This is a genomic window from Streptomyces sp. NPDC028910 (assembly GCF_055564955.1).
In genome coordinates this window covers 345,758-360,368 of the sequence record NZ_JBVHVF010000003.1, presented here as the reverse complement: position 1 = coordinate 360,368, position 14,611 = coordinate 345,758, and the positions used below count along the sequence as shown (strand labels likewise).

Sequence of the window (14,611 nt, the reverse complement as noted above, 5' to 3'; positions counted from 1 at the left end):
CGCCGGACTCTGTTCCCCGGACAGGCACTTCCAGCCACCGGGGGAACGGGTTTTCATGGATGCCGAGATCGAGATATTGGGGCCGATGGCCGTGCGGTGCGGGGGCACCGTGCACCACCTCCAGAGCGCACAGGCCAGGGTGGCGTTCGCACGCCTCGTCCTGGCCGGGCCCGAGGGGGTGACGCGGGAGGAGCTGGCCGATGTCATCTGGCCGGGGGAACTCCCGCCCACCTGGGCATCGGCCCTGCGCACACTGCTCAGCCGACTGCGGACGTTCGTGGGTCCGCTGCAGGGCGAGACAACGGACCCGCTGGCCAAGCGGGGTGGGCGGTACGTGCTGGATCTGGACAAGGGCGTGCCGGTCGACGTGGTGGACGCGATCCGGTCGGTGGCCGCGGCTCACGAGGCGCTCAACTCCGGCGACGTCGCCGCCGCCGCCCGGCTGGCCACCCGGGCGGCGGACCGGCTGCGTTTCCCGTTCTTGTCCGAGCACGAGGGCGACTGGGTCGACGGGTGGCGAGAGCGCCTGGGCGAGCACCTGGTCTCGGCCCTCGAGATCGCCAGCCGGGCGGCGATGGGGTCGGGGGACCACGGTCAGGCCGCCCTCCTCGCCGAGGAGGCGACGGCCCGGGCCCCCGAGCGCGAGAGCGCCCACCGCTGCCTGATGGCGGTGCGCGAGGCCATGGGGAACCGGGGCGAGGCCCTGCGGGCGTACCAACGGCTGAGACGGTACCTGGCCGAGGAACTGGGCATCGACCCCTCGCCCGAGACCGAGGCCGCCTACCTGGCCCTGCTCGGCCCCTCGACGGCATCGGCCGGGCCCAGCGCCGGACCCAGCGCCGGAACCGCCGCCGGCCACCGTCCGGTCCCGTTCGTGGGGCGCGACCACGAGATGACGACGCTGGCCGGCGCCTGGGCCCGGGCCGCACGCGGCCGCCGTCAGTTCGTGCTGGTCACGGGCGAGTCGGGCATCGGCAAGACCCGCCTGCTGCGCGAGGCGGGGGCGATGATGGCTGCCGGGGGCGGGCTGCTGCTGGTCGGCCGGTGCGACGAGGGCGCGATGGTCCCGTACCAGCCCATCGTGGAGGCGCTGGACGCCTACGTCGCCGCCTCGCCCGGCGACCCGCTCGACGCCGTCTCCTCCGCCGCCCGGGGGCCGCTGCGCCGGCTGCTCCCCTCGCTCGGGGGGCCGTGCCCGCCCGGCGAACTGCCCGAGCAGCCGGTCCTGTTCGCGGCGCTGACCCAGCTGCTCCTGGCAGCGGCGAGCGAGCGGTCCTGCGCCATCCTGATCGACGACGCCCACGGGGCCGACCCGCAGACCGTGGAGCTGCTCCGGCACCTGCTGCACACCACGGCCCACGCCCGGCTGTGCATCGTCGTCGCCGCCAGGAACGACCTGCCGACATCCGCCCGACGCCAGGTACGGGCCGACCTGGACGGGGCGATGCTCCCGTTCGAGCACGCCGGCGACGGGACCGAGGTGGCCCTCGGCGGCCTCGACCTCGCCTCCACCCGGGCGCTCGTGCACGAGCTGGGGGCCGTCGCCGCCGCCGACAGCGCCGCCGACAGCGCCGCGGACGCCGGCCCGGTCCGCCGGGCACACGCCCGCAGCGGCGGAAACCCGTTCATGCTCCTGGAGATGCTGCGGCACCAGGCCGGTCCGGACGCGGTACCACCGGCCGTAGCCCGGCTGGTGGCCGCCAAACAGGCCGCCATCGGCCCGGACGCCGCCCGGCTGCTCAAGGCCGCGGCCGTCACCGGCCCGTCCGTCGCCTTCGACGCGGTGGCGGGCGCCGCAGGTCTGGACGTCCTGGCGGCCCTGGACGCGCTCGAGACGCTGCTGCAGGTCGGGATCCTCGCCGAGGTGACCGCTGCGGGCTCCCGGCACCCCGACCGGCCGGCGATCTACGAGTTCCGCCACGACGTCGTTCGCCAGGCGGTCGACGAACAGGTGAGCGACGCCCGGCGCCGTCACCTCACCTCCCGCCAGCGGACGGTGCCCGGGCCCCGCCACGACCCCGACCACCAGCTCTCACGCACCGGAGGTAAGCGGCCGCGATAGCTCCGTTTGCCCGCAATACGGGATCTTGCGCGATTGCGTAGGGTGACCTATCGACATCAGTTAGTGTGAACGCACAAGTCGACCACACGGGCATGACGTTGGGGGTCCCGGGGTCGGCGGTTCGGCTGGCATAAGAGGGGGACCGCCTCGGATGGCTCGCGCGCCTTTCGTCCCGCGTCAGCGGCTGGTGGAAGAGATCCTCAACGCGAGGCACTCGGTCCTCATCGAGGCGGGCGGGGGGTTCGGCAAGAGCGTCCTGATCGGGCAGGTCCGCGCCGGCGCCGGTGGCGGCCTCGAGGTGCGCCTGCCGCGCGACCACCCGGTCACGGTCGACGAACTGACGTCCGCGATCCTCGACGCGGCCGGCCGGCCCGCCGGCCGGCCGCTCACCCCGGCCACCGGCGCCGCCAGGCGGTTCGGCGAACTGCTGGCCGCGTCGACTGGGCCCGGCCTCCTGGTCGTCGACAACGCCGAGGCACTCACCGACGACGCCGCGGCCTGGCTGGCCGACCTGGCGCAGGACGGCATGCCGCACCCGCGCATCCTGGTCAGCAGCCGCCTGCTGCCGGCGCCGCTCGCGGCCATGGAGTTCCGGGGCACCGCCGAGCGCTTCAACACCCAGGACCTGCTCCTCACGCAGGAGGAGGCCACCGCCCTCGCCCGCATCGAGCTCGGCGACGAGGACGGCGAGCGGCTCGCCACCACCCTGCACGACCTGTCGGGCGGCTGGGTGGCTCTGCTACTCGTGATGCTGCGCCGGCTCGCCCGGGCGACCGACCGCATGGCGGCCGCCACGGTGCTGCTCCGGCACCCGGGCCTGATCCGCCAGCTGATGGACCACTACGCCGCCGACCTCGACCCGGCCGACCGCTACCTGCTGACCCAGGTGGCCGCGTTCCCGCTGGTCAACGACCGCCTCGTCGAGGGGCTGGGCGAGCCGGGGCTGCTGCGGCGCCTCATCCGGGCGGGCATCCCGTTCGCCGTCGGCGCCGACGGCTGGTCGCGGTTGTGCGGCGAGTCGAAGGAGACGCTGGCCGCGCTCGCACCGCTCGACCCGGCCATCGCCCAGCGGGCCGCCCCGCTGCTGATGTCCCAGGGCGCCGAGCTGGCCGCGGCGAGCCTGCTGGTCGACAGCGGCGACCCCGAGCAGGCGGCCACGCTCATCGCCAAGCTGCCCACCTCGCGCATCAACCAGCTCGACCCGGTCGAGTTCATCCACCTGATGGCCCGCCTCGGGCCCGCGGCCGAGGCCGCGCCCCAGGTGCTGCTGCACCTGGCCCGCACCCACCGCAACATCGGCCAGCTCGCCGAGGAGCGCGAGGTCATCGGCCGGGCCCTGCGCGTCGTGCGCGAACAGAACACCGACGACGATCTCGCCGTCGAGGTCGAGAGCGAGTGGCTGATCCAGCGGGCGCTGCTGCGCGATGCCGACGTGCTCGCCCAGGTCGAGCGGCTCCTCAAGGAGGCCGCCGAGGGCACCCGCGCCCAGGCCGGGCTGCTCGAGGCCCTGGGCGTGGCCCTGTCCGACCGCCCCGACGGGCCGAGCCTGCGCCGGGCCGAGAACGCCATGCGCCAGGCCGCCATCACGTGGGGCGAGCTGGGCGAGCCCGCCCGCGTCGCCGCCGTTCAGCGGGGCCTCGCCACCCAGGTCCTGTCCGCTCTGGGCAAGACCGGCGAGGGCGCCGTGCTGCTACGCCGGCTCGGCGCCACCAGCGACACGCAGTTCGACCGCATGCTGTGCCTGGTGATGGAGGCCCGGCTGCTGGCGCTCAGCGGCGAGGCCGAGCGGTCGCTCGCCATCCTCGACGACGCCATGCGGCTCGCCGAGCTGCTGCGCATCGACTGGGTGGCCGGCCACGCCGCATGGACCCGGATGATCGTGGCGGCCAACGACCACGACATGTCCGGGGTACTCGAACAGCTGGCCCGGGCCGAGGCCCACCTCGGCCAGATGGTGATCCACGACAGCGGCGGTCTGCTGTTCCTCTGCGAGGCCGCCGACGCCTGCGCCGTGGTCGGGGCGGACGCGGCTTCGGCCCGGCTGCTCGCCGCCGCCCGCGAGCACCGCGTCGAGGCCCCGGTGACCCTGGCGCTGACCGAGGCGTTCATCGGCGCTCGCCGGGGCGAGCCCGAGGCGGCCGACGTCCTGCAGCGCATGCTCGAGGACGGCGAGATCGCCCCCTGCCTGCGGTGGAAGGCCGAACTGCTGACGGGCTACGTGCGCCACGCCGCCGGCCACATCGACGCCGCCGACCAGTGCCTGCTGATCGCCCTCGACCGAGCGGCCAGCCTCGGCCACCCCGACCTGCTCGACCGCCGTGAGCGTCGCGTGGTCGGCGTCCTGCGGTCGGCCATACGGCTGCCCCCGGCGCTCGTGACCGGCGCCTTGACCAACGGCGGCTCCTACGAGGTGCGGGTGCTGGGCGGGTTCGAGATCCGCCAGGGCCACGCTGTGCTCCACGGGTCCGGCCGGGCCAGCCAACTGGTGAAGCACCTCGTTCTCGCCGGCGGGACCCTCCGGGTCGAGACCATGGTCGAGATGCTGTGGCCGGGCGAGATGCCGGGGGTCGGCCAGCGCCGCCTCAAGAACGTCCTGACCCGGGCCCGCGCCACCTACGGCTCGCTCGTCACCCGCAGGGGGCAGCTGCTGTGCCTGTCCTCGTGCAAGGTCGACCTGCACTCGTTCGAGAACCTGGCCCGGGCCGTCGCCGCCACGCAGGACAATGAGCGCATCTCCCGTGCCCGCGTCGCCGTCGCCGCCTTCGCCGGGCCGCTGCTGCCCGACGACCTCTACGACGACCGCATCGCCCAGCGCCGCGAGGTCGTCCGCCAGCGGGTGCTCGGCCTGATCGACGTCGTGCTGACCGCCGCTCTGGAGGCGGGCGGCATGGAGGAGGCGATGGACCGGCTCGAATTGGCCATGGAGCTCGACCCGTACGACCAGGAGCGACCCTTGCGGGTCGCCCGTGCCCTGGTCGCGGGTCGGCGGTACCTCGAGGCCAACGACCTCGCCGCCCGGGTGATCGCCGCCGCCAACGAGCTGGGTGTCCCCTTCGCCGTCGAGTGGGACGAGCTGTCGCTCAGTCCACTCGACGGGGCGCGGGCGACGCACGACGCAGGTCGTCCAGCTCCTCGCACCACGACTCGAGGCGGTTGGCCCGCAGCAGGTGGGTCCCGACCAGCAGTCCGGCGTAGCCGGCGTTGAGCAGCCCGGCGGCCACCCGCGGGTCGTCGATGCCGCTGGCGCTGACGGGGCACGGCGACCCCGTCAGCCGCACGGCCGGCAGCAGCTCGCGGCTGCGGCCGATGTCGGCGTCCCCGCGCTCGCGGAGGCGGATGTCCTTGTTGTTGACGGCCACCACGCACCCCTCGCAGGAGGGGAGGGCCTCGATCTCGGCCGGGTTGGCCACCTCGATGAACGGGGTGAGGCCGAGGGCGAGGGCGCGCTCGGCCAGCCGCGCCAGCGCGACCTTCGGCAGCAGCGCGGCCGTGAGCAGCACCGCGGAGGCGCCGAGGTCGCTGGCCGCCTGCAGCTGGCCGGGGTTGGTGATGAAGTCCTTCTGCAGGACGGGCAGCTCGGTGCACCGGACCACCTCGGCGAGCAGGCCGGCGTCGCCGCCGAACCAGCGGCCGGTGACGACCGACAGGCAGGGGGCGCCGGCGGCCTCGTAGCGGGCCACGATCTCGGCCGGTGACCGGTCGCGGAACAGGTCCTCGCCGTCGGCCGAGCGGGGCTTCAGCTCCATGATCACGGGACGGTGGGCGCTCCTCAGGGCGTCCATGAACGACGGCGCCATCAGGCGACCTCCTCGACGTCGGGGACGGCACGCCACTGGTGCCGGATGCCGGCGACGCTGTCGGCGCAGAACGCTCCCGTCGCGTCCCGTGCCGCCGTGTCGACGTCGACGCCGGCGAAGCGGGGGTGGGCGGCCACTTTCTCGTAGCGCTCGCGGTTGGCGGCCGAGATGCCCCCGGCGAGGAGGAACGGCCGCGCGGTCGCCTCGGCCAGGTCGATCACCACGTCGGAATCGAGCGACAGGCCGGTGCTCCCGACCCGCCCCTGGGCGCTGGTGGCGTCGAACAGGAACAGGTCGGTCCCCGCCCGCTCGTACGAGGCCAGCAGCGGCCGCTCGGCGCAGGCGTCGCCGGTGACGTGGAGGACCTTGACCACGGTGACCTCGGGCCAGCCCCGCTTGAGCGCCGCCACCACGGCCGGGGGCTGGTAGCCGTGCAGTTGCAGCCACCGCACGCCGGCGGCGCGGGCGGCGTGCAGGATGGCGGCCGGGTCCCGCAGGAACGTGACCAGCATCGGCTCCGGTGCCGGCCGCGCCGCGGTGACCTCCGTGGTGCGGCACGCCTCTGCCAGGGTGACGAGGCGGCGCAGGGGCAGGTCGGCGGGGCCGCCGGGGACCCCGTGCCACAGACCGATCAGGTCGGCGCCCGCCGCCCCGAGCAGGGCGATGTCGTCGCGGCTGGTGGCGCCGCACACCTTGAGCAGCACGGTCACAGCCCCAGCAGCGAGGAGATCCGGTTGTACTGGATCTCCGTGGTGCCCGAGTAGATGGTGCTGCCCACGGCGTTGGCCAGCTCGCGGTCGAGGCCGTACTCCGACATGTAGCCGTTGCCGCCGAAGACCTGGATGGCCGCCAGCCCCGAGGCCACGTTGGCCTCACTGGTCAGCAGCTTGCTGATCGCCACGTCCATCGTGACGTCCTCGCCCGCGACGAGGCGCTCGGCGGTGTCGTAGAGCCACCGGCGCGCCGTCTCCAGCCGGATGCGCATGTCGACGAGCTTGTGGGAGACCGCCTGGTACGAGCCGATCGGCTTGCCGAACTGCGTGCGCGTGCGGGCGTATTCGAGGCAACGTTCGAACCGGTGCTGCATCTCCCCGACGTTGATGACGAAGGAGCAGAGGATCTCCCACTTCATGACGTGGTCGAGCAGCATGTACCCCCGCCCCACGCCGCCGAGGACCCGGTCCGCGGGCACCCGCAGGTCGTCGAAGTACAGCTCGCTCATCGGCGAGGACGTGAGGCCCATCTTCTTGAGGGGCCGTCCGGCCGAGAAGCCGGGGGTGTCCGTGTCGATCAGGAAGGCGGTGATGCCGAGCGGGCCGCCCTCGGGCCGGGTGCGCGCGTAGACGACGACCACATCGGCGATGGGGCCGTTGGTCACGAAGCTCTTGCTGCCGCTGAGCACGAAGTGGTCGCCGTCGCGGACCGCGCTCGTCCGCATGCTCAGGGCGTCCGACCCCGTGTCGGGCTCGCTGATGGCGTGGGCGCCGATGAGGTCGCCCGAGCACACCCGGGGCAGGTAGCGGTCCTTCTGCTCGTCGGTCCCGAAGTGCTGGAGCGGGACGCCCGTGCTGCACATGGTGGTGGCGACGGAGAAGCTCAGCCCCCCGTCGCGGCACCCCTTGCCCAGGGCCTCCAGCACGAACATGGTGGTGAGCAGGTCGACGCCGGCCCCGCCCCGGGCGGGGTCGAACGGCAGGCCGAGTATGCCCGAGGAGCGGACCCGCTTCCACGCGTCCCACGGGAACCCGGCCTCGGCGGTGTCGTGCTCGGCGGTGGCCGCGAGTTCGCGGCACCACAGCTCCATGCCCTCGCGCAGTGCGAGTTGATCCTCGTCCCAGGTACGCATGTCCGTGTCCCTCAGTAGGCGGAGGCGCTGGAGGCGTCGAGGCTGTGCTGCTCGTCGCCCCGCAGGGCGGGCGAGAACACGCACACGAGGCGCAGGTCGGTGTCCGGGTCGGCGATGAGGTGGTGGGCGTCGTGCTGGTCGAGCGCGTAGAGCGTGCCCGGGGTGATGCGGTGCGTCGTGCCGTCGAGGGCGACGACCTCGCCGGAGCCCTCGATGCAGTAGCAGGCCTCCAGGTGGCGGCGGTACTCCAGGAGGGACTTCGTACCGGCGCGCACCGTGGTGTCGGTGACGGAGTAGCCGAGGCCGTCGGCCTCCAGCAGGAAGCGGCGGCTGAGGCCGTTGCCCCAGTCGACGGTGGTGACGTTGTCCAGGTTGCGCACGATCATCGGATCGCTCCTCTCAAGGGTGGGGAAAGGGGTCACAGGGACGGGTCACAGGGACCGGGGAAGGTGGTGGGGCCGGAGGCCGGTGACGAGGGCGGCGAGGTCGGCGACGACGTCGCCCCCGCCGGTCAGCGATGCCTCGGCGCAGGCGACGACGGTGCTGCCGACGACGGCGGCGTCGGCACCGGCCGCGTGTACCCGCTCGACGTCGGCCGCCGTGCGCACCCCGAAGCCGGCGGCGATGGGCGCGTCGGTCAGGGCCCGCAGGGCGTCGACGGGGGCGCGGAGCGCTCCCGGGTCGGGTGCCGGACCGGCGCCGCTGGCCCCGTAGTGCGTCACCAGGTACACGTAGGCCGAGGCGTGGGCCGCTGCCTCGGCCACGACCGCGGGGGGCGAGGACGCGTAGCACGTGGTGACGACGGGCAGCCCGGCGGCGCCGGCCAGGTCGTAGAACTCCGGGCGGACCCGGGGCGGTGCGCCGTGCAGGAGTGCCCCGGCCGCCCCGGATCCGGCGATGGCCGTGACGACCTGCGCCATCGAGCGGGGGCGTACGGTGTGCGCCCAGTCGGCGAGGACGACCACCCGGAGGTGGCGGTGCCTGCTGCGGGACCGCTCGACGAAGGCGAGGGCGTCCTCCAGCCCGGTCCCGGCCGCGAGTGCCCGGTCGGCGGACCGGCGGATCACCGGCCCGTCGCTGATCGAGTCGGGGAAGGGCACGCCCAGTTCCAGGACGTCGACCTCGTGCTCGTCCAGCATGTCGGCGACGTCGTCGAGCACGTCGAAGGGCGGGTCGCCGGCATTGAGGAACAGGGCCAGGCCCGGCGGGCGGGCGAACAGGTCACTCACCGGATGCCACCCCGCTCACCAGTGGTGACGGTACGGACCCACCGGCTCGTACGGCCTCGACCAGGTCGCGCACCGCGCCGTCCCGCATCGCCGCCGTCGCCGCGGCCATGGCGGGCCGCCACTGCGTCTCCCGCTCGGCCGCGATCACCAGGGCGGCGGCGTTGAGGGCGACGGTCTGGGTGGCCACCTCGCCCGCCCGCCCGGATATGACGTCCAGGAAGTGCTCGACGACCCGGGCGGGCTCGGGCACCGGTGCCAGGTCCGGCAGGGTGCCGTCGGCCGTGCCCAGGTGGTGACGGTTCAGCTGGAGTTCGCGCCTGCCGGCGCCGGGGTGCACGACGTTGTCGGCGAAGCTGACCAGCTCGTCGGCACCGATGTCGTTGGTGCACAGCCAGATGTCGCGGTCGTCGACCGCCGACGCCAGGGAACGGGCCAGCGGCAGGAGCGCGGGGCTCGACAGGCCCGTGAGCTGGCGCGTGCCCGGCAGCGCCGGCAGGAACGGGCCCAGCACGTTGAGCACCCGGCCGTAGGTCCGCATGGGCAGCGGCATGATGCGCCGGGCCAGCACGGTCAGCTCGACCGGGTACACGAAGTAGCCGGCGAAGGCGACGCCGTGGCGGGCCAGCGACGCCGCCGTCTCGTCGTACGACTTCGTGAGCGGGATGCCGAGCCGGTCGAGCAGATCGATCGAGCCGTACGTGCTGGCGTGGGCCCGCGACCCGGTCTTCACGATGCGCGCCCCGAGCGTGGCGGCGACGAAGGCGGCGGCGGTGGAGACGTTGAACGTCGATGCGCCGCCGCCCGTGCCGACCACGTTGACCGCCCCGGGGAAGGGGGTCACCGGCCCGGTGCGGCGCGCGTGCAGCGAACGCACCAGGTCGGTGAGCGTCCGGGGGGCGACCGTATCGAGGTCGAGGGCCGCCATGAGCGACGCCGGCTCGCCGGGGTCCAGCGTGTCGGCGCTCAGCTCGTCCCAGAACGACGACCACGTCGCGGTGTCGACCGGGCGACCGGCCCGCAGTGCGGCGAATGCGTCGTGCACGGGGTCAGCTCGCCTCGGCCGGGACCGACGCCCGCGCCACGAAGGCCTCGATGGCATCGACGGTGCGGAAGTTGTCCGGGTCCAGGGCCGCGTCGTCGACGGTGACCTCGAACTCGGCCTCGATCCAGGCGATGAGCTTGAGCAGCCCGAGGCTGTCGACGACACCGTTGGTGAGCAGGTCGTAGTCGGTGGCGAGCTCCGCCGCCTGGACGTCGGGGATGAACTCCTTGATCAGGAAGTCCTTGATGTGGTTCTCGTTCTTCATCGTGCCGTTTCCTTATCTGCGATGGTCGCCTCGGGGCGAGGGGACCTGAGGGTTTGGCTGAGGGACTGGCCGAGGGTCTGGCCTAGGGATTGGCCGAGGGACTGGCGGTCGACCTTGCCGGTGGACGTGCGGGGCAAGGGGTCCTCGGACAGGCGGAGGGTCGAGGGGATGGCTGCCGTGGGCAGGTGCTGCGCGCAGTGCTGGCGCAGGCCGAGCGTTCCCACGCTCGCCCCCGGCACCCGGCGCAGGACTGCGTGCAGCAGGTGGCCCGCGACGGGGTCGGGGACGGCGAGGACCGCGGCTTCGGCGACCTCTGCGTGGTCGAGCAACACCTGCTCGACGACCGCGGTGTTCACCCGGGTGCCGCGCACTTTGACCTGGTGGTCGTTGCGCCCGTCGAGGTGGAGGACGCCGTCGCCGTCGCGGCGCACGATGTCGCCGGTCCGGTAGAAGCGGGCGGCGGCGCCCGGCGGGAGGACGGCGGGGGCGTCCACGAACGGACCGGGCACCGCCGGGTCGGCGCCGAGGTACCCGGCGGACTGGAACGGCGTGGCGACGACCAGCTCGCCCCGTCCCGGCCCCGTGACCACGGCGCCCTCATCGTCGAGGACGACCGCCTCGACGCCGGGCAGCGGCGTGCCGAGCGGGACGCCGTCGGTGGGCAGCGCGTCCCGGTCCACCTCGTGCAGGAAGCTGTCGTTCGTCTCGGTGCAGCCGTAGAGGTTGTAGAAGCGGCTGTTGGGGAACACGGCGGGCAGCCGGGCCAGGCACCGGGCGGGCATGTGGTCGCCGGTGAACAGGGCGTGGCGGACCGAGGTGAGCTGCCGGGCCGGGTCGCCTGCGGCGTCGACGAGCAACTGATGGGCCATCGGCACGGCCTGCACGACCGTCACGGCGTTGTCGTCGATGGTGTCGAGCAGGTGGCGCCCGTTGGTGGCGGCGTCCGGGTCGACCAGGACGACCCGGCCGCCGTGGTGCAGCGTGGCCCAGACGTCGAGGAAGCAGAGGTCGAAGTTCAGCGGGGCGTAGTTGAGCGTGGAGGCCCCGGGGCCCAGGTCGAACCGTGCGGCGGCCCAGTCGGCGAAGCGCTCGACGGCGCCCGCGGTGAGCGGTACCAGTTTGGGCAGGCCCGTCGACCCCGACGTCGTGAGCACGAAGGCGACGTCGTCGGGGTCGTGGGGGGCCGGCGCGGCGACGGCCCGGGCGGGGGAACCGGGGGCCGGCGCCGCGTCGGCCCGGGCCGGGCCGGCCTCGTCGGCGTTGACGACGTGGCGGCATCCGGCCCGGTCCAGGAGGCGTTGCAGGGTGGCGGCGGGCAGCGTGGCCGAGGGAAGCACCACCGGGAGGCCCGCCCGCAGGCACGCCAGCACCAGGGCGATGGTCCGGGGTGTCTTCGTGGCGGGCACGCCGATCGGCTCGCCGCCGGTGGTGTCGAGCTGTTCGAGGCGGGCCGATGCTTCGGTCACGAGGTCGGCGAGCTCGCCGTAGGAGACGTGCCGTCCCCTCGCTACGAGGGCCGTGGCGTCGGGGCGGGCGTCGGCCTGCCGGGCGAACGATGTCCAGAGCCGGGTAAGTTTCATCACCGGCATCGTGCGTGCGCCCCCGCAACATCACCGCAAGGCCCGCTCCCGCCCCCCGTTCCCGCCCGGTGGCACGTTCCCGGTCAGGACGACGGGACGCGCTCGCGGAGTTCGGAGGCGGTGGAACGGGCCTGGGAGCGGCCGAGGAGGACCAGGGCCCAGGAGAAACTGACGAAGGACGCGACGTTGGCGAGGGCGCGCAGGATGTTCGCGGCGACCCATTTGTCTTCGACGGCGTCGCGGAGGGCGGCGAGGTCCTTGATGCGGTCGGGGTCGCCGGCCGCGGCCAGGTCGTAATTGAGCGGGACGTGGACGCCGGCGGTGATCCCGAACATCGCCAGATAGAAGGCGAGCCCGGCGAGGACCCAGGCGCGCAAGGACTTGTCGGTGGTGCGCCAGTGCTGGACCGTTGCCGCGATGCCGAAGGCCAGCCCGCCCAGGAAGCAGCTCATGAACACCGGGTTGAGGATCACCTCGTTGATGTTCTGCATGACCTCGACGAAGGTCCGGTCGTCGCTGCGGCCCAGCGCGGGCATCACCGCGTAGGAGACCGCTGCGAAGAGCCCCGCGGTCAGTCCCGAGGTGATGGTGGCGCCGACGAGAGTTCCCGTTCTCCAGGAGCTCACGCGTACGGCTGCGTTGTTCTGCATCATCTCTCCCGAGATGGTCGGGGCGCCAAGGGGCCGGATCGGGACGGTGTCGAGGGGGGTGCCGGTGGGACGGAGAGTGCACGGGCGAGGGAGTTCAGGTCCTGCGTCACGACAAGACCATGGGCTCCCTCGCCTCGTGCTCAGACCGGGCGTCCCTCGGAATTACTGATTCAGGCGGCGTCCCACACGCCGGTGCGGGCGACCTCGGCCACCCAGTCCGCGAAGTCGCGGGGCTTGCGCTTCAGGGCACGCTCGACGCCGTCGGCCAGCGAGCTGTTGCGGCCGTCGAAGAACTCGGAGATGAGCGTGGCCAGCGGTTCGGCGAAATCGCGCGGGGCGCCGTCCTCGACGATGGCGTCGGCGAACTGCTCCCGGGTGATGGGCTCGTAGCGCAGGGTGCGGCCCGTCGCCCGGGCGATCTCGGCGACGCCTTCGGCGAAGGTCCACAGGCGGGGGCCCGTCAGCTCGTAGCGCTGGCCCACGTGGCCGTCCTCGGTGAGGGCCGCCACCACGACGTCGGCGATGTCGTCGGCGTCGACGAACGGGTCGGCGTTGTCACCGGCGGGCAGGGCCAGCACGCCTTGGCGCAGCGGCTCCAGGAACACGCCCTCGTCGAAGTTCTGGTTGAACGAGGCCGGGGCGACGATGGTCCACTCGACCGGGAGGCCCGTCACGGCGTTCTCGCACCGCAGGGCCTCGTCCTGGTTGCGGGCGGACAGCAGGACCAGGCGCTGGACACCGGCGTCGACCGCCAGCCGGGCCACGGTGCCGATCGCGTCGCCGGCGCCGGGCCACTCGACCTCGGGGTAGTACATCAGGTAGGCCGACTGGACCCCGGCGAAGACGCCGGCCCAGGTCGAGGGGTCCTCCCAGTCGAACGGGGGCTCGCCGGTGCGGGAGCCGACCCGCACGTCCACGCCTCGTTCGATCAGCCTCTGGGTCACCCGGCGGCCGACCCGGCCGGTACCACCGAGAACCAACGTCGTGTGCTTGTTCGTTGTCATGCCTGAAGTCTGAACGCCACCAATCTGGACGGTCCATGGTTGAGATGCCACGATGCATAATCAATCGTCTAGCCTTGGCCGGGTGGACGCACTCTCAGGGCTACTCGAAGGGCCGCGGGCGAGCGGCGCGTTCCTCCTCCGCATCCTGCTGGACCCCCCGTGGTCGATCCGGGTCCAGGACAGGTCACCGCTGTGCCTCGCCGTCATGCTGGGCGGCGAAGCGCACGTCGAACCCGACCACGGCGAGCCGGTGCGGCTGCGCCCGGGCGACGTCGCCATCTTCCGCGGGCCGGACCCCTACGTGATGAGCGACGAGCCCGCGACCCCGCCCCAGGTCATCGTGCACCCGGGCCAGCAGTGCCTCACACCCGAGGGCGTCGAGCTGCGCGAGCGGATGTCGCTGGGCGTGCGCTCGTGGGGCAGCAACCCCAACGGGTCGGTCCAGATGGTGCTCGGCGTGTACGAGGAGGTCGGCGCCGTCGGCCAGCGCCTGCTCGACGTACTGCCGCCCCTGCTGGTCGTGTCCGACGACACCTGGGACTCGACCCTCGTCCCCATCCTGGCCGGCGAGGTCACCAAACAGGGGCCGGCCCAGGGCGTCGTACTCGACCGCCTGCTCGACCTGCTGCTCATCTCGGTGCTGCGGGTGTGGTTCGACCGACCCGAGACCGAGGCCCCGGCCTGGTACCGGGCCCACGCCCACCCCGTGGCCGGCGAGGCCCTGCGCCTGTTCCACGAAGACCCGGCGAAGGACTGGACGCTGACACGGGTCGCCGCCGAGGTCGGCGTGTCACGAGCGACGCTGGCCGAAAGCTTCCGCAACGCCGTCGGCACACCGGCGATGACCTACCTCACCGAGTGGCGCCTGGCCCTGGCCGCCGACCTCCTGCGCCAATCCGACGCCACACTGAACACTGTCGCCCGGCAGGTCGGCTACGGCAGCGGATTCGCCCTCAGCTCGGCGTTCAAACGGGTGTACGGCATCAGCCCACAGGAACACCGCGGCGCAGCGCCGGCACAGTGAGCGCGGGGGGCCGCCGCGGGGGCCACCGCAGGGGCCGCCGCAGGGGCCGCCGCAGGGGCCGCCGCGGGGCGGGCTTGCGGTCTCGTTGCGCTCCCGGGCGTACCAACGAGGC

12 protein-coding genes are annotated in these 14,611 nt (G+C 73.4%); 2 read left to right on the top strand and 10 right to left on the bottom strand.

Annotated elements, in window-relative coordinates; all coding sequences use genetic code 11:
• Nucleotides 1-55 precede the first annotated feature (55 nt).
• Complete coding sequence (locus tag ACZ4TV_RS06480; protein WP_468131305.1) at nucleotides 56-2,062, top strand: AAA family ATPase; 2,007 nt, start codon at nucleotides 56-58, stop codon at nucleotides 2,060-2,062.
• Between the two features lie 3,080 nt (nucleotides 2,063-5,142).
• Here ACZ4TV_RS06480 and ACZ4TV_RS06475 read toward each other — a convergent pair.
• The 10 genes from ACZ4TV_RS06475 to ACZ4TV_RS06430 all read right to left on the bottom strand — a co-directional run bounded on the left by ACZ4TV_RS06475 (nucleotide 5,143) and on the right by ACZ4TV_RS06430 (nucleotide 13,475).
• On the bottom strand, nucleotides 5,143-5,859 hold the full coding sequence (locus tag ACZ4TV_RS06475; protein WP_468131303.1) for a beta/alpha barrel domain-containing protein: 717 nt from the start codon (nucleotides 5,857-5,859) through the stop codon (nucleotides 5,143-5,145).
• Nucleotides 5,859-6,569, bottom strand: a complete 711-nt coding sequence (locus tag ACZ4TV_RS06470; RefSeq protein ID WP_468131301.1) for a phosphoribosylanthranilate isomerase — start codon at nucleotides 6,567-6,569, stop codon at nucleotides 5,859-5,861. Before ACZ4TV_RS06470 ends, ACZ4TV_RS06475 begins: the two co-directional genes overlap by 1 nt.
• On the bottom strand, nucleotides 6,566-7,705 hold the full coding sequence (locus ACZ4TV_RS06465; protein WP_468131299.1) for an acyl-CoA dehydrogenase family protein: 1,140 nt from the start codon (nucleotides 7,703-7,705) through the stop codon (nucleotides 6,566-6,568). Before ACZ4TV_RS06465 ends, ACZ4TV_RS06470 begins: the two co-directional genes overlap by 4 nt.
• A gap of 11 nt (nucleotides 7,706-7,716) precedes the next feature.
• Entirely contained in the window at nucleotides 7,717-8,091 is a 375-nt protein-coding gene (locus tag ACZ4TV_RS06460) for an ectoine synthase (RefSeq protein ID WP_468131297.1), read from the bottom strand.
• A 45-nt stretch (nucleotides 8,092-8,136) separates the two neighbouring features.
• Nucleotides 8,137-8,934: a tryptophan synthase subunit alpha gene (gene trpA / locus ACZ4TV_RS06455; protein WP_468131295.1), complete on the bottom strand. Its 798-nt coding sequence runs from the start codon at nucleotides 8,932-8,934 to the stop codon at nucleotides 8,137-8,139.
• Complete coding sequence (locus ACZ4TV_RS06450; protein WP_468131293.1) at nucleotides 8,927-9,976, bottom strand: anthranilate phosphoribosyltransferase; 1,050 nt, start codon at nucleotides 9,974-9,976, stop codon at nucleotides 8,927-8,929. The genes trpA and ACZ4TV_RS06450 overlap by 8 nt, the downstream gene beginning before the upstream one ends.
• 4 nt (nucleotides 9,977-9,980) lie before the next feature.
• Nucleotides 9,981-10,241 (bottom strand): phosphopantetheine-binding protein, encoded by a 261-nt coding sequence (locus ACZ4TV_RS06445; RefSeq protein WP_468131291.1) that lies wholly within the window; start codon nucleotides 10,239-10,241, stop codon nucleotides 9,981-9,983.
• Nucleotides 10,238-11,821, bottom strand: a complete 1,584-nt coding sequence (locus ACZ4TV_RS06440) for an AMP-binding protein (RefSeq protein ID WP_468131289.1) — start codon at nucleotides 11,819-11,821, stop codon at nucleotides 10,238-10,240. The genes ACZ4TV_RS06445 and ACZ4TV_RS06440 overlap by 4 nt, the downstream gene beginning before the upstream one ends.
• Nucleotides 11,822-11,904: 83 nt before the next feature.
• On the bottom strand, nucleotides 11,905-12,471 hold the full coding sequence (locus tag ACZ4TV_RS06435) for an anthrone oxygenase family protein (RefSeq protein ID WP_468131287.1): 567 nt from the start codon (nucleotides 12,469-12,471) through the stop codon (nucleotides 11,905-11,907).
• Between the two features lie 170 nt (nucleotides 12,472-12,641).
• Nucleotides 12,642-13,475, bottom strand: a complete 834-nt coding sequence (locus tag ACZ4TV_RS06430) for a Rossmann-fold NAD(P)-binding domain-containing protein (RefSeq protein WP_468131285.1) — start codon at nucleotides 13,473-13,475, stop codon at nucleotides 12,642-12,644.
• A gap of 82 nt (nucleotides 13,476-13,557) precedes the next feature.
• Here ACZ4TV_RS06430 and ACZ4TV_RS06425 point away from each other — a divergent pair, with 82 nt between their 5' ends.
• Nucleotides 13,558-14,499: an AraC family transcriptional regulator gene (locus tag ACZ4TV_RS06425; RefSeq protein ID WP_468131283.1), complete on the top strand. Its 942-nt coding sequence runs from the start codon at nucleotides 13,558-13,560 to the stop codon at nucleotides 14,497-14,499.
• The last annotated feature ends 112 nt before the right edge of the window (nucleotides 14,500-14,611 follow it).